Genomic DNA, 21,411 nt, shown 5'->3' on the forward strand with positions numbered 1-21,411 from the left:
GAGCAGGGAGAATTTTGTACCGAACACAAGGCAGAGTTGGGGCTAGCCACGACACCACAACAGGCACCACAAGTGCGGAAGGCACCGGGGGAACCACAGGAACCCGCCGCATGACCGGCGGGCTGCGTCAAGACCACCGCCAGACAAATTTCGCATGCAATTCCCCCACGGCACGATCCAACGCAAGCTCAAAAACCGCAGAATATCAACGATTAGATTTCAATACCTGAAATACTCTCAGGGGAATTGCATGCGAAATTAATGATTGACAGCCAGGACTGGGCAACAGACAGCAACCCAAAGCATGACCAAACAACGTGCCGACGCGCCGAACCCCGCATCAGCGACCAGGTGCCGCCGGTGTGGAGGGCACCGGAGGACACCACAGGGCCAGGCTGCGGTGTCCGTGGGCGGCGGCCGGGCCTGGCCGGCTTCGAGACGACGCGCCCAGCGAAGCTCGCGGCGCGGACGGCGGGCGGGCCGCCGCCCACGGGCGCATCAAGCAGCCCGGCCCGAACACACAAGCAGCGTCAGAAACACCCGAGGGACCACAAGCACACACGCGCACGCGCCCACACCATCCAGGTATAACAAAACCGCCCGGCCCCAATGGGGCCGGGCGGCAGTGGCGGTAGCGCTGGGATTTGAACCCAGGGTGGCTGTGACACCACACAGCATTTCGAGTGCTGCACCTTCGGCCGCTCGGACACGCTACCTTACCCGGATACTCTACTACAGAACACCCCGGGCAACGCAAATCGACCGGGCAGGCTGGGAGCAGGGCCACACAACCCCGCAAGATCACACGACAACACACAAAGCAACCACCACCTCCCCATTTAGAACAGTTGAAAACGAGATTAAGCGACCGCATACCATTCACGGCAGCGCATACATGCTCTACTCTTGCAGGGTATCTACTCAACGCAGCGAAAGGATTTTTCGTGTCTGCGCCAACTGCGACGAAGCAAACGTCGCTCAAAGAACTGACCCTGCGCGGCATCATCATCGGCGGCATTATTACACTGCTGTTCACGGCCGCGAACGTGTATCTGGGTCTGAAGGTCGGCTTGACGTTCGCAACGTCGATTCCGGCGGCCGTCATTTCGATGGCGGTTCTGCGCTTCTGGGGCGATCACACCGTCCAGGAGAACAACATCGTCCAGACGATCGCGTCGGCGGCGGGCACGCTGTCGGCGGTCATCTTCGTCCTCCCCGGCCTCGTGATCGTCGGCTGGTGGAGCGGTTTCCCGTACTGGGAGACCATGTTCGTGTGCGCGGTCGGCGGTTCGCTGGGCGTCATGTACTCGATTCCTCTGCGTCGCGCGCTCGTGACGGGTTCGGACCTGCCGTACCCCGAGGGCGTGGCGGGCGCGGAGATCCTCAAGGTCGGCGATTCGACGGATTCCGGCGAGGACAACAAGCGCGGCCTGCTCGCGATCACCTGGGGCGCTCTGGCCTCGGCGGCGATGGCCCTGTTCGGCTACCTGAAGGTGACGGCCTCCGAGGTCGGCACCGCCTTCAAGATCGGTTCGACGGGCACGATGCTCTCGACCTCCCTGTCCCTCGCCCTGATCGGCGTGGGCCACCTGGTCGGCATGACGGTGGGCGTCGCGATGCTCATCGGCATGGTGATTTCCTACGGCGTCCTGCTGCCCCTGTACGCGAACGGCCAGCTGGACGGCGCGAAGGACCTGACTGAGGCCCTGTCGACGGTCTTCAAGACGGACGTGCGCTTCATCGGCGCGGGCGTCATGGCGGTCGCCGCCATCTGGACGCTCATCAAGATCATGGGCCCGATTGTCCGCGGCATGTCGGAGTCGCTGCGCGCCTCTCGCAGCACCAAGGAGAACGGCGTGCAGATCGACCGCACCGAGCAGGACATCCCCGGCAAGTGGGTTATCGTCTCCATTTTCGTGGCAATGGTTCCGATCGCGGGCCTGCTGTGGTGGTTCATGCGCGGCACGCAGATCGAGCACAACACGGCGGTTCTGATTGCCGTGTCGGTTCTCTTCATCCTGCTCGCCGGCCTGCTGGTCGCGGCGGTGTGCGGTTACATGGCGGGCCTCATCGGCTCGTCGAACTCGCCCGTGTCGGGCGTGGGCCTGCTGGTCGTCGTCATCACGGCGGTCGTCATCCTGGCGGTGCACGGCCGCGGTTCGACGACGGAGGAGAACACGGCGCTCATCGCCTACACGCTGTTCACGTCCGCGATCGTGTTCTGCATTGCGACGATCGCGAACGATAACCTGCAGGACCTCAAGACCGGCCAGCTGGTGGGCGCGACCCCGTGGAAGCAGCAGGTTGCCCTGGTTATCGGCGTTGTCTTCGGTTCGCTGATCATTCCTCCGGTCCTGGAGCTCATGCAGAACTCCTTCGGTTTCCAGGGTGCGCCGGGCGCCGGCCCGGATGCGCTGGCGGCTCCGCAGGCCTCGCTGATTTCCTCGCTCGCGAAGGGCGTGCTCGGCGGCGGCATCGACTGGAAGCTCCTGGGTATTGGCGCGGCGATCGGCGTTGTCGTCATCATCATTGACGAGGTTCTGCGTCCCGCCTCGAAGGGCAAGCTGGCCCTGCCTCCGCTGGCGGTTGGCATGGGTATTTACCTGCCTGTTTCCCTCACGATCCTGATCCCGCTTGGCGGCTTGATTGGCTTCCTGTACAACAGGTGGGCTTCCAAGCAGGCGGACGCGGAGCGCGCGAAGCGTTTCGGCACGCTGGCTGCGACGGGCCTGATCGTGGGCGAGTCCCTGTTCGGCGTCGTCTACGCGGGCATCGCGGGCGCGACGGGGTCGGAATCCCCGCTGGCGTTGCCGTTCATCGGCGACGGCTTCACCCCGGTCGCGAACGTGCTCGGCATCGTGTTCTTCGCGGGTGCGACGTGGCTGCTCTACGGCTTCGCCCGTAAGATCACGCGCGACGCCGATCGCGAGTCGGCCTCGAAGTAAGCGCGTCGTCAGCGGGGCACGGCCTCGCGCCGCGCATCAGCCCTGGCCTCGTTCCTTCTCTCAGGGACGAGGCCGGGGTTCCTTATGCGCACGCCGACGGCACGAGGTCGGGGTTCCCATCCGCACACCACCCCCACGGCACGGCGCTTTTTGCCCACGCGCTGGAACAAAAATCCCACAATGTGGTCCACGTCCCGTTTGCCACCCACACTTATTGCGCATGTCAAGGCACATTTACCTGCATTTCAGAAAAATTGCCGTTTCATGACTAAAAATTAAATGGTACTTTTATTACATGAAGCACATCCCGGAACCAGACGTCACGTGGCTGCGGGACCCGGGGGCGTCGGTGAACCGCCTGACGGTGCACTCGACGTGGAGGTCGCGCAGGCCGCTTCAAATGCTGTCGAGCACCTGGCAGGTTACCGGTGCCACTGGCACCGCTTCGGAGCTGATTCATCGTGCTCCCTCTCATCAGAATTTCGGCGCGACGTCTGTGCCCGGCATCCTCGAGCTGGACGGCTCGTGGATGCGCGGTGAGGGTCAGGCCCACGAGGAGGACGCCTCCCGTGTCGGCGACGACGAGCCCTCCGACCTGGCGCGCGCCTCGATTCTGCGCCGCGAGTTCATCTTCGACGCCCCATTGAAGGAGGCGGTTGATCGCGGCTGGATGATGACGCTGACTTTCGGCGGGTTCTCCGGCCCCCTCTACGCGTGGGTTGATGGAACGTTCGTTGGTTTCTGTGCGGACGGTTTCATTCCTGCGGCCTTCGACGTGACCGGCGCGTTGCGGCCCATTCACTCGCATACGCTCGTCGTGTTGCTGATGGATTCGCCGGTGTGCTGCCACGGTTTGTTCCGCGAGGTGTCGTTGGAGGCCAGGCCTCCGGCGCACATCGTGGACGTGGTGCCGGTGGCGTCCCACGATGGTCGTGCGGGCGCGCTGACGCTGCGGGTTGAAACGACGGGCGGTGTCGAGGTTCACGCCGCGCTCGTGAACGAGACCGATCAGGAGAGGCTGTGGTCTGCGGTCGCTTCTCCGGATGAAGTTTTCGACGTGCGGGGTTTGGACGTGATCCCGTGGAGCGCGGAGGAACCGGCGCTGTACCGGCTGATCGTGACGCTGCGCGACGAGGAGGGGGTCAAGGACACGGTCTCCCTTGACCTCGGCTTCCGCGACGTTGAGGCGACCTCCCAGGGGGTGAGCCTGGCGGGCAAGGCGCTGGCCCTGCGGGGAGTGACCCGCAACGAGTGCGACGGGCGCACGGGCATGGCCGTCAACATCCCGGACATGCTCGACGACATCGTGTGGTGCAAGCGCCACGGCGTCAACACGGTCGTGATCGCCGACGCGCCCGGGCACGCCCGTTTCCTGGATCTGGCCGACGAGTACGGCCTGTACGTCATCGACTGCGCGTCAAACCTGTACGGCCCGGGGGTGGCACGCGACGAGGCCATCGAGGCCGCGCTCCGCCGCGATCGCGCGCACCCGAGCGTCATCGCCTGGGCGATCGGGGACGAGGAAGACGAGCTCCGCGCAGCCCACGCTCTCGACCCGACGCGCCCGGAGTACTCCCAGGCGCGTTTCCCGAACCTGCGCAAGGTGCGAGGCGAGGAGTTGCACTACGCGCCGGTGACCGTGGCTCCTTCCTATTCGGGGGTGACGGTACGCAACCACATGACGTTCACGTCCACGTCGGACTTGGAGTTCCTGTGCCGCGTGGTCGAGGAGGGCCACGAAACGTGGGAGTATTCGGCGTCCCTGGATGTCGCGCCGGGTGAGACGGGCTTCCTTGAGGTGCCCTGGCCGTCCTCGGGCGTGCGCGAGGTCTCGGTGCGTCTGTCGTACAGCACGGGCTGGGCGTCAGCGGGCTTTGAGATCGCGCACGGAAGCCTGGCGGTGTAGGCCGCCGGCCTCGCAATGCGCCGCGACGACCGGGGCACGCACGGCTCGCACAGCCCGCAGCGCCCGCAGCGCGCACGGTGCCCCGGATAGCGCGACGAGGCCCGGGAACCCAGCCCAGGCCTCGTGCACGGCGAGGCGAAACGCTCAGCGGAAGGCGGCGCGCCTCGTCGGGATGGTCGGCATGCCGAGCATGACGGAGCCGGATCCGCCGCACGACGTCGGCTCTTCGACGTCGACCAGCTGCAGAACGTCGCCGTCGCGCGCCTCCGGGTCCTGCAGGGCAGTCGCCAGCATGAGCTTGATGCGGTTGAGCTGGTTGACTTCGGAGGCACCCGGGTCGTAGTCGACGGCCACGATGTTGGCCTCGGGGTAGCGGGTGCGCAGCGCGCGGAACATGCCCTTGCCGACGACGTGGTTCGGCAGGCACGCGAACGGCTGGGCGCAGATGATGTTCGGGCAGCCGTGTTCGATCATGTCGACCATTTCGGCGGTCAGGTACCAGCCTTCGCCGGCCTGGTTGCCCAGGCGCGCAATGTCCTGGGAGCGCGAGATCATCTCTTCGATGGGCCGGTGCGCCTCGAACTTGCCGTTCGTGGCCGCAAAGGCGCGGTGCACGGGCTTCTCGTACTTCTTGAGCGCCCAGAGCACGATCGGCATGATGTAGCGCTGCTTGCCGTCGATACCCAGGTTCTCCTTGTCCCACGCGGCGGTCGCGACGGAGTTGTGGAAGAACTGCATGAGGCCGGGCAGTTCGGCCTCGCAGCCCTCGGCCTCGATAACGTCGACGGCGTGATTGTTGGCGTCCGGGTGGAACTTCACGAGGATCTCGCCGACGAGGCCGACGCGCGGCTTGCGCGGGATGTCGCGCAGGGGCAGGGCGTCGAAGGCGCGCACGCACTCGCGGATGATCTTCCCGTAGGAGACGCGCCCGCCGAGGGCCGCCACGCGTCCCGACGTGATCCACTCCTGGACGTAGGCGTCCCACGTGCGGTACAGCTCCATTGCGGAGCCGGGCGTGGCCTCGTAGGGACGCACGCGCAGCAGCATCGACTGGATGGCGTCGCCGATGACGAAGGCCTGGATGGCCTTGTGGATGTGGGGAATTCCCAGGTGGAAGCCGGGGTTGTCCTCGATGCCCTGGACCGACAGCGCGATGACGGGCACCTGCGGGTATCCGGCGTCGCGCAGGCCCTTACGCAGCAGGGCCGCGTAGTTACTGGCGCGGCACATGCCGCCCGTCTGCGTGATGCCGACGGCCGTGCGGTCGGGGTCGGCGCGCCCGGAGATGAACTCATCGAGGAGCTGGCCGATGACGACGATCGCCGGGTAGCAGGAGTCGTTGTTGACGTACTTCAGGCCGACTTCCATGGAGGTGCGGCTCGTGTGCTCCAGAACGCGCACCTTCAGCCCCGCACTGGCGAACAGCGGGGTGAGGAAGCGGAAGTGGATCGGGGACATCTGGGGGGCCAGGATCTCGTAGCCGGCCTCGCGCATCTCTTCGGTGAAGGCTGTGCGCGGCTTGATGTGCCCGGCCGCCTCCTCGCGGGCGGCGTCCCCGGAGGGGTCGCGCAGGGTGGCGGTGTCGACGGAACCCGACACCAGTCCCACGGACGAGGCGGGAGCCAGTTCCGCGCCGTCCGTGCCGTCCCCGGCCCCGGCCTCGTTAATCGCGGAGGTGAGGGTGGCGCGCTCGGTGATCGCCGCGTCGAGGGAACGCAGGCGGATCTTCGCGGCACCCAGGTTGGAGACCTCGTCGATCTTGAGGACGGTGTGCACGTCGCCGCGGCCCTCGAGGATCTCCTGGACCTGGTCGGCGGTGATCGCGTCGACGCCGCAGCCGAAGGAGTTGAGCTGGACCATCTCGAGGTCGGGCTCGTCGCCGACGCGGGCGGCGGCCTCGTAGAGGCGCGAGTGGTAGGACCACTGGTCGAGGACGCGCAGGGGGCGCTCGAGGCGTGCGTCGATGATGGAGTCCTCGGTGAGGACGGCCATTCCCAGGCCCACGATGACCTCGGGGATGCCGTGGTTGATCTCGGGGTCGAGGTGGTATGGGCGGCCCGCGAGCACGATGCCACGCACGCCGTGCTCACGCATCCACTCGATGGTTTCGACGCCCTTCGCGCGGATCTCGGCCTTGACGGCGGCGTCTTCCTCCCACGCCTTGTCGAGGGCGGCCTTCATCTCCTCGACGGGGATGTCGTAGCCGTATTCCTTGAAGGTCTTGGACAGGTGGGCGGGCAGGTACTCGCGGTTGCCGAAGTTCACGAAGGGGCTGATGAACTTCGTGCCCGGTTCGAGCAGGCGCTCCATGTTGTTGCGGATGACCTCGGGGTAGGTCGCCACGATGGGGCAGTTGTAGGAGTTTTCGGACTCGGTGAGCTTCTGCTCGAAGTCGACGCAGGGGTAGAAGATCGTCGTGATGCCCTTGTCCAGCAGGGACTCGATGTGCCCGTGGACGAGCTTGGCCGGGTAGCACACGTTCTCCGAGGGGATGGACTCCATGCCCGTCTCGAACAGGTCGTGGTTGGAACGGCCCGAAATCATGACGCGGAAGCCCAGCGCGGTGAGCATCGTGAACCAGAAGGGGTAGTTCTCGTACATGCCGAGCACGCGCGGGATGCCGATGTCGCCGCGGAACGCCTTCTTCTCGGTGAGGCGGCGGTAGCCGAAGATCCGCTTGTACTTCCAGTCGTAGAGGTTGGGCAGGTCGGACTTCTTGGGGACGCGCTCCAGGGATGCGCCGCGCTCGCAGCGGTTGCCCGACACGTGACGCTCGCCGTTGGAGAACGTCGAGATGGTCATCTGGCAGTGGTTCTGGCACAGGCGGCACGTCTTGCGGGTCGTGTCCACGCTGAAGCCTTCCAGGGCCTCAATCGTGGCCAGGGACGAGGTTCCCTCCCCCGTGTCGTGCATGCGCGCGGTCAGGGCCGCGCCGTACGCGCCCATCAGGCCCGCGATGTCGGGGCGCACGACCTCGCGTCCGGTGAGCAGCTCGAAGGCGCGCAGCACGGAGTCGTTGAGGAAGGTGCCGCCCTGGACGACGACGCGCTCACCCAGGTCCGAGGGCTCCTTGAGCTTGATGACCTTGTAGAGGGCGTTGCGCACGACGGAGTAGGACAGGCCGGCGCTGATGTCGCGCACGTCAGCGCCTTCCTTCTGCGCCTGCTTGACGGAGGAGTTCATGAACACCGTGCAGCGGGTGCCCAGGTCCACGGGAGATTCCGACTCCATGGCCATCCGGGCGAAGGAACGCACGTCGGTGCCCATCGTCTGCGCGAAGGTCTGGAGGAAGGAGCCGCAGCCCGAGGAGCACGCTTCGTTGACGGAGATGGAGTCCACCGCATGGTCGCGGATGCGCAGGTACTTCATGTCCTGGCCGCCGATGTCGATGACGGAGGTGACGCCGGGGCAGATGAACTCGGCGGCACGGTAGTGCGCCATCGTCTCGATCTCGCCCTCGTCCATGGTGAGGGCGGCCTTGACCAGGCCCTCGCCGTAGCCGGTCGCGCACGAGCGGCCGATCTCGCAGCCTTCGGGCAGCGCGCCTCGCACGGCACGCACGATGTCGACGGCCGCGGCCACGGGGTCGCCCTCGTTGGAGGCGTAGTGGGTGAAGACGATGCGGTCCTGGGAATCGATGACGACGGCCTTGATGGTTGTGGAGCCGGCGTCGATGCCGAGCCAGCAGCGTCCCTCGGCCTCGTCGAGGCTGGCCTTGGGGATGACGTCGAGGCTGTGGCGGGCGATGAACTCCTCGCGATCCTCCGGCGTGGCGAAGAGCGGGTCCATGCGCGGGGATTCGACCTGCACGGGTGCGGCCGCGAGGCGCTCCATGAGGGTGGTGAGCTTCTCGCCGCGGGTCTCGACGGAGGTCGCGCCCGCTTCCTCGGCCTGGCGCGCTTTCTTGGCGGCTTCCTTCTGCGCGAGGAGGGCGGCGCCGATCGCGACGTACAGCTGGGCGTCGTCGGGGGTGACGAAGGCGTCGGCCTTGGGCAGGAGGGCCTTGTAGGCCTCGCGCAGGGCGGGCAGGAAGTGCAGGGGGCCGCCGAGGAACATGACGGTTCCTCGGATCGGGCGCCCGCACGCCAGGCCCGCGATGGTCTGGGTGGCGACGGCGTTGAAGATGGAGGCGGCCAGGTCCTCGTGGGCGGCACCCTGGTTGATGAGGGGCTGGATGTCGGACTTGGCGAACACGCCGCAGCGCGAGGCGATCGGGTAGAGCTGGGTGTGACGGGTCGCCAGCTCGCCGAGGCCGGATGCGTCCGTGTGCAGGAGGGTCGCCATCTGGTCGATGAAGGCGCCTGTGCCGCCCGCGCACGTGCCGTTCATGCGCTGCTCGGGGGTGGGGTGCAGGTAGGTGAGCTTGGCGTCCTCGCCGCCCAGCTCGATGACGACGTCGACCTCGGGGTGGAGGCGCTGGGTGGCCTCGGTGCCCGCGATGACCTCCTGGACGAAGGGGATGCCCATGGCACGGGCGGTCGTCAGGCCGCCGGAGCCGGTAATGGCCGCGTGGACGCGCGCGCCGGGCAGGGCACGCTCGACGTCGGCGAGGAGGGCCCCCAGGGATGCGCGCACGTCGGCGTTGTGGCGCCGGTAGTCGGAGAAAAGACGGCGATTTCCATCCAAAACGACGGCCTTGACCGTCGTCGAGCCGACATCGATGCCGAGCTGATAGGGGCGCGTGGCCTCGTGGTGACCCTGTGTTGTCATGACGTACCTCCTGAGTCCTCACCACAACTTAGGAAACCCAAAGCACAGAGTCAAAGGCGTCCACTATGAGCGGGCTCGCACTGACTAAAACCGCTGAATACCCGGCAAAATAGGGGGTGGCATCCCCCGCACTGAGCACGCGCCCACTCGCGGCAAAACAAAGAATTACAACATATGAAGCGTAACAAAATTCAACCCATCGGCAAAAACCCCGTCCCGGCCTCGTCGCGAGAGCTCCGCACCGACCTGCCTGCCGCGCCCGCCCCGCCCCGCGTATTTTCAACGCACGCCGCACGTTAACCCGCTAAGTGGAGCGTTAACCCGACAGGAGGCACCCTCAACCCCTCAATGCGCACGTTAACCCCTGAGGTGGAGCGTGGGCGGGCGTGCCCATACTCCACTAGTAGGTCCCAGATGCGCATTGGGGGGTTAACACTGCCATCCGTGGGGCCCAACTGCCGCGGATCACGCATTGAAACAGCGTCTGAAGATCCGCCAACCGGAACTTCCCGCCCCACCGGCGAGTAGCATCATTCCAATAGAAGTCACAGATTAGTCGTTGACCAAAAGATTCATCTAGCGCTAGACTGTTCACCACTACGTCAGATGCCCAGGGGTTCTGCTCCAGGGTATCGGGGGGTCGGATCTCAGATTCGACCCCCTCATAATTTTTGGCACAACGAGGTCCGCATGAAGCAGTGCATCACCGTCGATGAGCAGATTGCCCTACTAAAGAGCCACGGAGTCTCCTTCGAGCTTATGTCCGAGAGCGACGCCCGAGAGTTCCTTTACTCACGCTCCTATTTCTTCAAAATCAAATCCTATGAACGCAACTACACCCGTGTTGACACTGCAGGCTCCTACACTTACTTGAGACTCGACTTCGCCCACCTCGTTGAACTCTCGTACCTCGACTTCGCCCTGAGCCGTATCTGTCTCTCACTGGCGCTGAGCACGGAGCATTTCCTCAAAGTGCGACTCAATCAGCTCATCATGAGCGATCCGAAATCGGACCTGTCAGAGGTACTCGTACGTCGCATTCTCAACGGCGACACATCCTCCATCCGCTACAATCCCTACACCGAGGATATGTGGATGGCTTGCAATGACGCCCCTTCCATCTGGCACCTGTGGGAGTTGCTCCCCTTGAACGAACATATCCGCCTCTACACGTCGTACTTCGATTACAGGGGAGAGACCGCTCCGTTCGCCCACCTGCTACTCATCCTGCGCAAACTACGAAACGCCGTTTCTCATGGCAACTGTCTACTCGCTGACGTCTCGCGTCCTTCGGAGCAACGTCGCCAATCTGAGGGGAAGAAATACGACAAGGAGGTGACGCTCGCCGCGCTTCGCATGTGCGAAGTCAGTCCACGTCGTAATTCTGGCAAGAAAAAGGCTCTTAACGAGGCACTGGACCGCCTCGTTGTCAACAATTTCGCCGCTGCCCTTCTCTGCCATCTCGAGTTTGCTGATTCACACAAAGCTCTCAGCCACATGATGTCCGATCTCAAGCGTTTTAGTGAGCGAATCGAGCGGCATCGTCCACTGTTCTTCGGGGATTTGCACGTCGAAACACCACGCAATCAGCTCGTCAATTCAACACTGAGCGCCATTCAACGTCTCATCTCGGGATATTGCCGACAGGCAGAACGGAAACTGACGAAGCTGACACCCATCGACTACTCGGTGGCTGCAACCAGATCTACGCACCGAGACTCACTCACGGGTGGCGATACGGATCGCGCGGACCTGGGTGGCCTTGACGCTCGCCCAGAGGCGATCACCGACGCCGAGGCCGAGGTCGGACCAGGCGGAGGCGGTCACGCGGGAGGTCACTGACACGCCCTCCGCGAGCGCGACGCGCACGCTGACGAGGGAGCCGTCGACGTCGATGCCCGAGGCGACACCGGGCAGGACGGACCGCGGCGAGGCGTGGGATTCCTCGCGGGAGAGAGCCACGGCCTCGGGCGGGAAGGTGAGAGCGACGCGGCCACCCTGGTTGCTTCCGCCGGAAGCGACGTCGTCGGCCGCATCGCCGGACGCCACGTCGACACGACCCGCATCAGTCGAGTCGAACCCGGACAGGTCGGCCGCCCACAGCTCTGCCTCGCCGACGCTCACTCCGACCATGCCGGAGCGCATCGCAATGGGCCCGGACACGATGTTGAGCCCGGCCAGGCGGGCGGCGAACACCGAGGTAGGCGAGGCGAGGACGCGGGCGGGTTCGCCCTCCTCGACGACGCGCCCGTCTCCCATGACGATCATGTGGGAGGCGAGGGCCAGGACCTCGGCGATGTCGTGAGAGACGAGCAGGGTCGTGATTCCCGCGCCGGTAAGGCGCTGGCGCAGGAGGGAGGACACCTGCGTGGTGGCTTCGACGTCGAGGGCGGCCGTGGGCTCATCGAGAATGAGGACCTCGGGGCGGAAGACCAGCGCGCGGGCGATCGCGACGCGGGCGGCCTGGCCGCCGGACAGGTCGGAGGCACGCTTGTGCGCGAGGTCGTCCATGCCGACGGCGCGCAGCTGCTCGAGTGCGGCCTCGCGGGCCTGGGCGCACCCGACGCCGCGCACGCGCAGCGGGAAGGCGACGTTGGCGAGCACGCTCATGTGCGTGAAGATGCGTGGCACCTGGGAGACCATGGCAACGCCGCGTCGGCGCGCGGGTACGAACGTGACGGCGTCGTCGACGACGCGCTCGCCGATGCGGGCGCTGCCCTCGTCGAGGCGCAGCGTTCCGGCGATCACCTGGGCGAGCGTCGACTTTCCGGCGCCGTTGTGGCCGACGACGGCCGTCACGAGGCCGGGGCGCAGCTCCGCGTCCACGTTCCAGCCGCGCTCGGCGATGGTTCCGGTGACGCGCACGTCCGCACCCTCCCCCGTATCTTCCGCGAGCGCGGTCGGGGCCGCGGAGGAGGAAGCGGAAGGAGCGCCGGGAGCGGCGGCGCGCCCATGCCTCGTCGATGACAGGCGCGAACGCACGACAGAGGCGAGGCGCCCCCACGGTGTTTCCGTGAGCGCGACGACGGCCGCGGCGACACCGAGGAGGACGACGCCGAGCGCGAGGGCCAGGTCGGCGTCGGACTCTCGTGCCAAGTAGATCTGGAGGGGCATCGTGCGGGTCACGCCCTGCATGGACCCGGCGAAGGTGAGGGTCGCGCCGAATTCGCCGAGGCAGCGGGCGAGCGCGAGGGCGGCGCCGCGACCGAGGCCGGGCAGGACCGTAGGCAGGGTGATCTGCCAGAAGACGCGCGAGGGCGAGGCGCCGAGGGAGGAGGCCATCTCGTCGAGCCCCTGCTCGCGGGAGCGCAGCGCGGATTCGAGGGTGACGATGAGGAAGGGCAGGGACACGAAAACCTGCGCGATGACGACGGCGCTCGTCGTGAAGGCGATGTCGAGGCCGGCGCCGCTGAGGATCGCCCCGAGGGTCGAGCGCCTACCGAAGGCCGCGAGGAGCGCGATGCCGGCGACGACGGGCGGCAGCGAGAGCGGTAGAGCGACGAGGATGCGGGCGGCGCGCACGCCTCGCCACGAGCGCGACAGAACGAGGGCCGCGGGGACGCCGAGGAGGAGGTCGACGCCGAGCGCGATGGCGCAGGTGCGCATGGACAGGCCGAGGGCGTCGCGAGCCTCCGCGGTGGCGAGGGTCGCGCCGAGGGTCGCCCAGTTGACGCGCCCCAGCATGAAGGCCAGGGGCAGGATGAGGAAGCACAGGGCGAGCGCACCGATGCCCCCCGCCCAGATGGGCAGGGGGCTCACGGCGGGCGTTCGACGCGATGTCACCTGTCGATGTTACTTCGCGGCGGGCGTGAAGCCGGCGTCTTCGAGGACCTTCTGGCCGTCGGCGGAGAGGACCAGGTCGATCCATTTCTGGCCGACGTCCTTCTTGGTCGAGGCGCTCACGAGGGCGATCGGGTACTTGTTGACGGCCTCGTCGGCGCCCTGGATGGCGACGGTCTCGACGGCGTCGCCTTCGGCGAGGGCGTCGGTCTTGTAGACGATACCGGCGTCGGCCTGTCCGGAGGCCACCTTGCCGCGCACGTCGGTGACGGCCTGCTCCTCGGAGACGGGGCTCAGGGTCACGCCGAGCTTCTCGGTGAGGGTCTTGGTGAGCTTGCCGCAGGGCACCTCGGGGGCGCAGATGACAAGCTTGGCGCCCTCGAGCGAGGAGTCGAGGCCGGTGATGCCCGCGGGGTTGCCGGGCGTCGTGATGAGGGTCAGCGTATTGGTGACGAAGATGGTCTGCGCGTCGACCTGGGAGGCGTCGGCGGCCTTCTTCATGGTGGACTCGTTGGCGGTGGCCAGGACGTCAACGTCCGCGCCTTCGCTGAGCTGGGTCACGAGGTCCTGGGAGCCCGCGAAGTTGAAGCGCACGTCCACGCCGGGGTTGGCGGCCTCGAAGGTCTTCTCGAGCTCACCGAAGGTCTCGGTCAGCGAGGCGGCGGCGTAGACGTTGAGGACGGTGGTCTCGGCTGCGGGCTGGGTTGCCTCGGACGAGGCCGTGGAGTCGGTGGCGGGGGAGCCGGAGGTGCAGGCGGCGAGGGCCAGGACCGCCGCGCCGAGGACAGGAAGGATACGAAGGGAGCGCACTCGCCTCTCCTTTAATGAGGGAATGAAACACATTAAATCTAACAAGGTGCGCGACGTGCGCGCAACGATTCACAGATCCGCATTCGAATCGTTACTTTTCCCCCTCATTTCAGCGAAATCAAGATCTCTATTTAACCTGTTTGCACCCGTAGTAAATACGGGCGATCGGCAGCAACTCCGCGCACTCGACGATGGCCGGACGCGCGAGGCCCCACACAGGCCTCATTTGCCTCGGCCGAGACGCTCACAAAATCGCCGTCACACCCGCACCCATCCCCACCCCGCCTTGTTACGAAGAAGGGACTAGGATCACACTTATACGCATTCGCCACCGGAGGACACCATGCCCAAGCCCGTCGACTACGACCTCAGCCAGATCAGCGCCCACGTCATCACCTATTCCGACCGCATTCAGCGCGGCACGAAGGAGGATCGGGTAACCCCCGCCTGCACTGCCGCACTGGCAGAGGCGGGCCTTGGCCCGGTGACGGTCGCGGCGATCCCCGAGAGCGCCGACATCCTCGAGACGGAGATCCGCGACGCGCTCGAGGCCGGCGCGCGCTTCATCCTGGTTCTGGGCGGATCGGGCTTCGGCGTGGGCAACTACGCGCCTGAGGTCGTCCGCTCGATCGTCGAGGTCGAGATCCCGGGCATCGCCGAGCAGATCCGCGCCCACGGCCTCGCCGACACCCCTCTGTCGGGTCTGTCTCGGGAGGTCGTCGGCGTGACGGCGCGCGACGCCTCGGGCGCGCTCGTCATTTCCTCCCCCGGCTCGCGCGGCGGAGCGCTGGACACCCTCGAGGTGGTCACGCCCCTGCTGGGAGCGATCTTCCACCAGCTCGACGAACAGCGCTAACCCTTATCTCCGTCCCCCTCCCCCTCTCCCCCTCTCTCAATGTCGCATGCAATTTGGCTCTCCTAAGTTTTCTTAGGTATCGAGAAAACGTTGAAATACCAACATTCCCATTTCAAAGTTCGAAAGGTTGACATGGGAATTGCATGCGACATTTGTGGGGAACCATGCCGACGATCAGGGACGAGGCCTCGGTCGGGAGGCATCGATCAGGAGGCGTAGCCGGTCCAGCGACCCGAGGCCGTGAAGGTCGCGCGTCGGCCATCAATAACCTGCGTACCGGTGACCATGGCACCCGTCTCGTTCATGTAGTACCAGGAACCACCGTCCTGGATCCACCCCGTGGCCATGACGCCCGAGTCGTGGAAGTAATACCAGGACCCACCCACGTTCTGCCAACCGACAGTCATCGCGCCCGATGAGCTCATGTAGTACCAGGCGTCACCATCGCGCAGCCAGCCTGAGACCATCTTCCCGGATTCGTTCATGTAGTACCAGGAACCACCGTCCTGGATCCACCCGGTGGCCATCGTGCCCGCACCGTCGAAGTAGTACCAGGTGCCGTCGATACCCTGCCAGCCCGTCACCACAGCGCCAGAGGAACGCATGTAGTACCAGCGTCCGTCGATCTTCTGCCAGCCTGTGAGCATCGCGCCGGTCGACTCGTCCAAGCGGTACCAGGTTCCCCGGTCGGCGAGCCATCCGGTTGACGCACGACCGTCGACGAAATAATGCCAGTTCCCGTCGACACTCTGCCACCCCTGCGCGGTCGGGTTCCCCTTGTCGTCGAGGTAGTATCGGGAGCTTCCGTCGTAGATCCATCCTGTCGCCATGGCACCGGTGGAATCCATCCAGTACCAGGTGCCGCGATCGTTCACCCACTGGCTCGTCGCACAATAGGGGTGATCCGCAAAGAAGTACCAGTTGCCTGACCAGCCCTTCCACCAGCCGTACGTCGACTGGGGGCGCGCACCCTGGAACCACCACGCCCGCGGCGTGACGCCCTGGTAGTACTCATGTCCCCACGAAGCGGCTGACAGGTCGTTGTAGCTGATGCCCGATTCGCTAAAGGTTCCCACGACGGCGGGAATGCGCGCCCGGTCCCACAGGTCAGCGGTTGGCGCCCATGACGCGGTGCCGCTGACAGTGACCGAGGTCGTCAGGCGGTCCGGGGTCACCCATTCGGGGTTGGTCTGGATGATCATCGAGGGCGAGAGGGCGGCCATGAACGACTCTGAGTTCGAGGTCGCGAGCCCGTGATGCCCCGCCTTGAGCATGTCGACGTGTCCGACGACGGCCGCTATCCGATCCTCGAGGTCCCCCTCGATTTCGAGGTCGGCGGCGAGGAACGCGCGGTGCCCGAAGGCCGAGACGACACTTCCCCAGCCGAGCAGGTTCGCATCGCGAATGGGGTGACGCTGATAGGACTCCTGGGGATCAAAGGGAATGAGCTGAACGTCCATGTCACCGAGCTGCACGTGCGTGTCGTAGTTCCGTACGTGTTGGACGATCTGCGCGCCGTAGCTGCGCTGTGCCCAGGAGGCGGCGGCAATCATGCGGTCATAGACCCACTGATTGTCCCAGAGCGCATTCGGGTTTGAGATCCAGGCGTCGGAGTATTCCGGGCTGAAGATGACTTGCGGATGGAAGCGGTAGATGATGTCGTCCGCATTATCGATATGATCGGAGTGAGGGTGGGTACCCAGGTAGAAAGCCAGGTTCGAGGAGGTCACCCCCTGGGATGACATGTAGTCCAGGATCCGCTGCGTATCCCCCTTGGACGCCGGGGTGGTCCCCGGTCGCAGGGGGTAGCGAGGATCGGATCCATCGGGCGCACCTTGCCCCTCGCCTCCGTCGATCATGCCGAATACTCCCTTGGATTCGAGCAGGATTGCGTCCGATCCCTGGGTGGAGATGACGTGAACGCGGGTCGGTCCAGAGGTCCCGGGATAGACGTAGGTATGGACGTCGGCGCTTTCCTCCTGGGACGAGGCCGTGGCTGCGTCGGTGGACTCGGCGGACTCGGCGGATTCGGCGGATTCTGAGGCGTCAGCGCCGTCCGAGGCCGCACGGTCCTGGGAGTCAGCCGGATCGGCCACCCCGGCGTCCGAGCGTGACAGGTCGAGGTCGGCGGACTCCGCGTCGCTATGCATGTCCTGACCGTCTATTGGCGCGGCGATAGTGGAGGGAGCGAGACTTGCGATGAGAATTCCTGACAATACGGCGGGTCCGAGCCGCCGCCACAGTTGTCCGTGACGAAGTTTCATGAGGGCACCTTGATGGGAGTGAGCCGTGAGACACTGACCCTCCCAACCTATACCCTCTGTGGCATTACTTACAAATCATTTGCCGAGGAGATCCTGCCACCAGGCCACATCCTCGGGGGTATCGATGTCCCGGCAGACGTCAGCGTCGACGCTCACTCGCTCGAGCGCGAGCGCGCGCAGCACCCGACGCACCCCCACGCCGCGAACGGACACGAGGGCAGCCACGGCCTCGTCGAGAATGCGGCGCAGCGCCCCCGCGCGGTAGACGCCCATCAGGTACTGATCGAAGGGCTCCGGGTCACCGCCGACCGCAATGCGCCCCTCACTATCCGGCCCCAAAGGAGGATCCAGGAGGGCGGGCACAGAGCCCGCCAAGCCGGGCGCGTCGACGGAGACCACGACGACCAGGACGTCGTCGTCGACGCCCAGCGCGCGCAAGCCCGCGTCGATGCCCGCCAGCGGCCCTCCGTTCGGCGGATCCTCGAGCGTACGCATAACCCCTTCCGGGACGCGCACGCTCGGCGGCACGACGGCCACGCATCCCGCACCGCACGCCTCCACCAAAACCCCGCACACGCGGTCGATCAGGCGAACGCCACCCAGCGTCAGGTCAGGCTTCGAGACGCCTCCCAGGCGCTCGCCTCCGCCTCCGCCGACGACGATCGCCGCCACGTCAGCGCGCGGGGCCACGGGGTTCACTCCCACGGGGCGAAAGTCAGCACGTCAGCACGCTGCGTCGCCGCATCCATCATGAGGACGCGCCCGATGAGCGGCTCGCCGAAGCCCACCAGTACCTTGATGGCCTCCGTCGCCATCGCTGTGCCCGCCTGGCCGACGACGGGACCGAGCACGCCCACCTTCGGCGAGGCCGGCGTCGTCCCGGGAGCAGGCTGGACCGGGTGCAGGCTGCGTAGCGTCAGCGACGGCACGGGGGCCGGTGCCTGGGACCAGAAGACACTCACCTGGACGGCCATGGACACGACCGTGCCCCACACGAGCGGCACGCCCGAATCCGCGCAGTAGTCCGCCACCAGGTACTTCGCGTCGAAGTTATCCGTGCACTCCACGATCAAGTCCCAATCGTGGCCGTGCTCATCCAGCCACTGCCGGGTCACGTGCCCAAAGCGCTCAAAATGCACCGACGAGTTGAGCCCGGTCAGGTGACGCACGGCTGAATCCGGCTTCGGATCCCCCACGTCGCCCTCGCCGTGCAGGAGCTGACGCTGCAGGTTCGACACCTCGACCACGTCGGAGTCGCAGATGCCGATCGTGCCAATGCCGGCGGCCGTCAGGTACAGGAGGACGGGCGAGCCGAGGCCACCCGCGCCCACCACGAGCACGCGAGACGCAGCGAGGCGCGCCTGACCGGCCTCGCCGATACCCGACACCAGCCAATTGCGACGGAAACGTTCCAGAGCAGGGTCCCCGGCCTCGTACGGGACAGGCTGATTGATGAGCGGCAGCGCAACCGAGCGGCCCGAAACGGCGCTCTGGCGCGAATAGGGATCTCCGATCGTCATGTCACAGACCCGACCAGTTGTGAGAGCCGTCGGACAGCTCCTGCTTCTTCCAGATCGGCAGCTTCGCCTTCACATCCTCGACGATCGTCTCCACCGCGCGGAACGCCTGCGCGCGATGCTCCGCCGCAACGGCCACAACCATCGCATCGTCACCGATCTCCAGACGGCCCACGCGATGCCACGCCACAATGCAATGAACGCCGGGACGATCCCTCATTTCCGAGACAATTTCCCGCAGAATCTGCGGGGATGACGGGTGCGATGAGTACTCGATCGCATCCACGCTCTCGCCTCCGTCATGATTACGCACCACGCCAATGAAAGACGCGACGGCACCACAGGTGTCACGGCGGGCACTGTTGATCAGCGCAGCCGCATCCAGGGGGTCCTCGGTAATACCGGTTGCAATCTCTGCGGACATGGGATCCTCCAATGATGGGAGAGGCTATATCCACATCCTACGATGAAGCGGTCAGGATTGTCTTACAACCCTGACCGCCCCACACAAATGATTAGTAAATCTCACCCTCCAGCGAAGGGGGGCAGCACGTCAACGCGTGCACCCGGCGCGAGCTCGCTATCCGGGCGGGCCGAGCGCTCGTTCACCAGGTAGCTCGACACACTCAGGATACGGGCCAGCTCGGGGCTCTCCGCGCTCAGCTGTTCAAGGAGCTCACCGAGCGTTTCCGGCGTCTCAGAGGAGGGCACTTCGCGGACGTAACCACCGGCAGCCTCAGCGGCGCCACCGAAGAAGTGCAGCGTCGTCGACAGGGGCTTCGGGTTTGCCTCATTCAGCGAACGAATGTAGATCGTCATACGCAGCGGATCCATCGGATCGACATCAAGTGACCACGTGGCAAATCCGGTCGCCGTACGCTCGAACACGCGCTCGACGATGCCGCGGCGAAGCTCCAGCGCCAGATCATCCGGCGCGCCGGGCTCGGTAAAGGGGCACGCCGTCAGCACGACCGCCATCGGGTCGGTGTCATGAGGGATCGACGCGAAGCCCATCGCATTCATGAACAGGCGCACCTTGCCCAGGTGAGCCGCAATATTGAAGGTGTCGCGCACCGGACGACGACTCGGCGCGTGGCTATGATCCGGAACCGCCATCGTCACGAGGGCCGCATCCGCCCACCGCGAGCCGATCTCACGCACGGACGCAGCGGGATCCGCCGCATCAGCACGCAACCAGGCCAGCAGGGACGACGTCAGTTGATGGAGCATCTGCGCCGCAAACGACGGATCCGCCGGGGTCGTCGTCGAATAGCCGAGCGCCGGACGGCCTCGCCCCGAAGAGGGAAGCTGCTGCTTCTCGACCAGGCCGAGCGAGAATAGGCCCTCAAGGGTCTCGCGCACGCTCGACACGTGCAAGCCGGCCTCCTGGGCCAGTTCGGCGACGGTGACGGGGCTCGCGTGGTGCGAAATGCGCTCCAGGAGAGCGTGCTGCGCGGGGGTCAGGGCAGCCATCGCGGCGAGTGTTTCAGCCAGAGGCCGAGAACGGGAGGTGTCATTCATCGATAGTCCTCTCTCCCTCATAATCAGCGGAAATGCACATGACGAGCATCACCAAACGGCTTTAGACCTGTTACGTTACTTACAAAGTGCTCTTTATTCTACCCAGCATACAAGCCGCTCCGCACGGCCAATACCACCGACTGGTCTCATTACGCGGGGTCGACGCCTCTATTCGCGCAGGTCTGGCAGCGCACCCCACGATAAATGCGCGCGGCGAGGATAAAGACGAGGGGACGGGCTTTCGCCCACCCCCTCATCTCGCCGATCACCCGGCCACGGCCTCGCCCCTTCGGCAGGACCGCGGCGCGGGCACCGACTATCGATCAGTCAGACATGCCGCCACGCGTCAGCTGGTGCTCGCGGCGCTCGTCGCGCGCGCGGTACACCACCGGGGGACGCGCCACGTAGCCGACCGGCGCGCTCACCGCGTGCACGAGGCGGGTGAACGGCCAGATGCAGAAGAGCAGCAGACCGGCGACGATGTGCAGCTTGAAGCTGAGGGGCACGTCGGCCATCAGGTGCGCCTGCGGGTGCAGGTAGAAGATCGACCGGAACCACACGGAGATCGTCTCGCGGTAGTCGTAGCCCTCGTGCCCGCCGAGCACCTGGTTGAGCAGCGTCGCCGCGCCGCCCAGAAGCACCGGGATAGTCAGCATGACGTAGGTGACGATATCCATGCGGGTCGTCGCCACGCGTACCGACTTGTACACCAGACGGCGGTAGATCAGCATCGCGAGGCCGACGATCGTCATGATTCCGGCGATCGTACCGGGGATCGTCGCCATCAGGTGGTACACGTGCTGGGGCACGCCGGCCGCCTCGGTCCACGTCTTCGGGATCACGAGGCCGAGGATGTGGCCCATGAACACGAAGAGAACACCGAAGTGGAACAGCGGCGACGCCCAGCGCAGGATGGTCGGCTCATTCCACTGCGAGGAACGAGACGTCCAGCCGTACTGGTCCGTCTTGTAGCGCCACGCGAGGCCCACGATGAGGATCGCGAAGGACACGTAGGGCAGGACCACCCACAGGGCAATGTCCAGGAAGGACAGCGACTGCGTCTCGGCTGCAGACGCGGCATGCAAAAGTGCGGATTCCATGA

Annotated in this window: 12 protein-coding genes and 1 tRNA gene; 3 read left to right on the forward strand and 10 right to left on the reverse strand. The window is 65.6% G+C overall.

Annotated features, from left to right (window positions below):
• Positions 1-626: 626 nt before the first annotated feature.
• A tRNA-Ser gene (locus O3684_RS08225) sits at positions 627-716 on the reverse strand.
• Between the two features lie 228 nt (positions 717-944).
• Here O3684_RS08225 and O3684_RS08230 point away from each other — a divergent pair.
• Both O3684_RS08230 and O3684_RS08235 read left to right on the forward strand, forming a co-directional pair.
• A complete protein-coding gene (locus O3684_RS08230) occupies positions 945-2,945 on the forward strand; it encodes an OPT family oligopeptide transporter (protein ID WP_500066246.1) in 2,001 nt (666 codons plus the stop codon).
• Positions 2,946-3,240: 295 nt separating this feature from the next.
• On the forward strand, positions 3,241-4,851 hold the full coding sequence (locus O3684_RS08235; RefSeq protein WP_500066247.1) for a glycoside hydrolase family 2 TIM barrel-domain containing protein: 1,611 nt from the start codon (positions 3,241-3,243) through the stop codon (positions 4,849-4,851).
• 144 nt (positions 4,852-4,995) lie between these two features.
• Here O3684_RS08235 and O3684_RS08240 read toward each other — a convergent pair whose 3' ends face one another.
• From O3684_RS08240 to modA, 3 genes are all read right to left on the reverse strand, one after another.
• Positions 4,996-9,561 (reverse strand): acyl-CoA dehydratase activase-related protein, encoded by a 4,566-nt coding sequence (locus tag O3684_RS08240; RefSeq protein ID WP_500066248.1) that lies wholly within the window; start codon positions 9,559-9,561, stop codon positions 4,996-4,998.
• A gap of 1,719 nt (positions 9,562-11,280) precedes the next feature.
• Positions 11,281-13,344: an ABC transporter permease gene (locus tag O3684_RS08245; protein ID WP_500066250.1), complete on the reverse strand. Its 2,064-nt coding sequence runs from the start codon at positions 13,342-13,344 to the stop codon at positions 11,281-11,283.
• A gap of 9 nt (positions 13,345-13,353) precedes the next feature.
• On the reverse strand, positions 13,354-14,151 hold the full coding sequence (gene modA, locus O3684_RS08250) for a molybdate ABC transporter substrate-binding protein (protein WP_500066251.1): 798 nt from the start codon (positions 14,149-14,151) through the stop codon (positions 13,354-13,356).
• A gap of 343 nt (positions 14,152-14,494) precedes the next feature.
• On the opposite strand from modA, the gene O3684_RS08255 reads away from it, so the two are divergent.
• Positions 14,495-15,007 (forward strand): molybdopterin-binding protein, encoded by a 513-nt coding sequence (locus O3684_RS08255; protein ID WP_500066252.1) that lies wholly within the window; start codon positions 14,495-14,497, stop codon positions 15,005-15,007.
• A gap of 206 nt (positions 15,008-15,213) precedes the next feature.
• On the opposite strand, the gene O3684_RS08260 is transcribed toward O3684_RS08255, so the two are convergent.
• The 6 genes from O3684_RS08260 to narI form a co-directional block, all read right to left on the reverse strand.
• Entirely contained in the window at positions 15,214-17,157 is a 1,944-nt protein-coding gene (locus O3684_RS08260) for a ComEC/Rec2 family competence protein (RefSeq protein ID WP_500066253.1), read from the reverse strand.
• A gap of 189 nt (positions 17,158-17,346) precedes the next feature.
• Entirely contained in the window at positions 17,347-17,961 is a 615-nt protein-coding gene (gene mobA / locus O3684_RS08265) for a molybdenum cofactor guanylyltransferase (RefSeq protein ID WP_500066255.1), read from the reverse strand.
• 5 nt (positions 17,962-17,966) lie between these two features.
• Positions 17,967-18,791 carry a HesA/MoeB/ThiF family protein gene (locus O3684_RS08270; RefSeq protein ID WP_500066257.1) on the reverse strand — a complete coding sequence of 275 codons (825 nt, stop codon included), beginning with the start codon at positions 18,789-18,791 and terminating at the stop codon, positions 17,967-17,969.
• Position 18,792: 1 nt separating this feature from the next.
• Positions 18,793-19,212, reverse strand: coding sequence for a molybdenum cofactor biosynthesis protein MoaE (locus tag O3684_RS08275; RefSeq protein WP_500066259.1), 420 nt, complete (start codon positions 19,210-19,212; stop codon positions 18,793-18,795).
• 101 nt (positions 19,213-19,313) lie between these two features.
• The gene (locus O3684_RS08280; RefSeq protein ID WP_500066261.1) at positions 19,314-20,309 is read right to left on the reverse strand and encodes a MoaD/ThiS family protein; all 996 of its coding nucleotides are present in this window, start codon (positions 20,307-20,309) and stop codon (positions 19,314-19,316) included.
• Between the two features lie 323 nt (positions 20,310-20,632).
• Positions 20,633-21,409 carry a respiratory nitrate reductase subunit gamma gene (gene narI, locus O3684_RS08285; protein WP_500066263.1) on the reverse strand — a complete coding sequence of 259 codons (777 nt, stop codon included), beginning with the start codon at positions 21,407-21,409 and terminating at the stop codon, positions 20,633-20,635.
• Positions 21,410-21,411 lie beyond the last annotated feature (2 nt).

This window comes from Pauljensenia sp. 20925_1_27, assembly GCF_041432835.1.
Classification (GTDB): Bacteria; Actinomycetota; Actinomycetes; order Actinomycetales; family Actinomycetaceae; genus Pauljensenia.

Excerpts from the sequence above, each read along its gene's own strand:
- O3684_RS08235 (WP_500066247.1), top strand. The coding sequence starts at position 3,241 with ATGAAGCACATCCCGGAACCAGACGTCACGTGGCTGCGGGACCCGGGG.
- O3684_RS08240 (WP_500066248.1), bottom strand. The coding sequence starts at position 9,561 with ATGACAACACAGGGTCACCACGAGGCCACGCGCCCCTATCAGCTCGGC.
- O3684_RS08255 (WP_500066252.1), top strand. The coding sequence starts at position 14,495 with ATGCCCAAGCCCGTCGACTACGACCTCAGCCAGATCAGCGCCCACGTC.
- O3684_RS08260 (WP_500066253.1), bottom strand. The coding sequence starts at position 17,157 with ATGCATAGCGACGCGGAGTCCGCCGACCTCGACCTGTCACGCTCGGAC.
- O3684_RS08270 (WP_500066257.1), bottom strand. The coding sequence starts at position 18,791 with ATGACGATCGGAGATCCCTATTCGCGCCAGAGCGCCGTTTCGGGCCGC.
- O3684_RS08275 (WP_500066259.1), bottom strand. The coding sequence starts at position 19,212 with ATGTCCGCAGAGATTGCAACCGGTATTACCGAGGACCCCCTGGATGCG.
- O3684_RS08280 (WP_500066261.1), bottom strand. The coding sequence starts at position 20,309 with ATGAATGACACCTCCCGTTCTCGGCCTCTGGCTGAAACACTCGCCGCG.
- narI (WP_500066263.1), bottom strand. The coding sequence starts at position 21,409 with ATGGAATCCGCACTTTTGCATGCCGCGTCTGCAGCCGAGACGCAGTCG.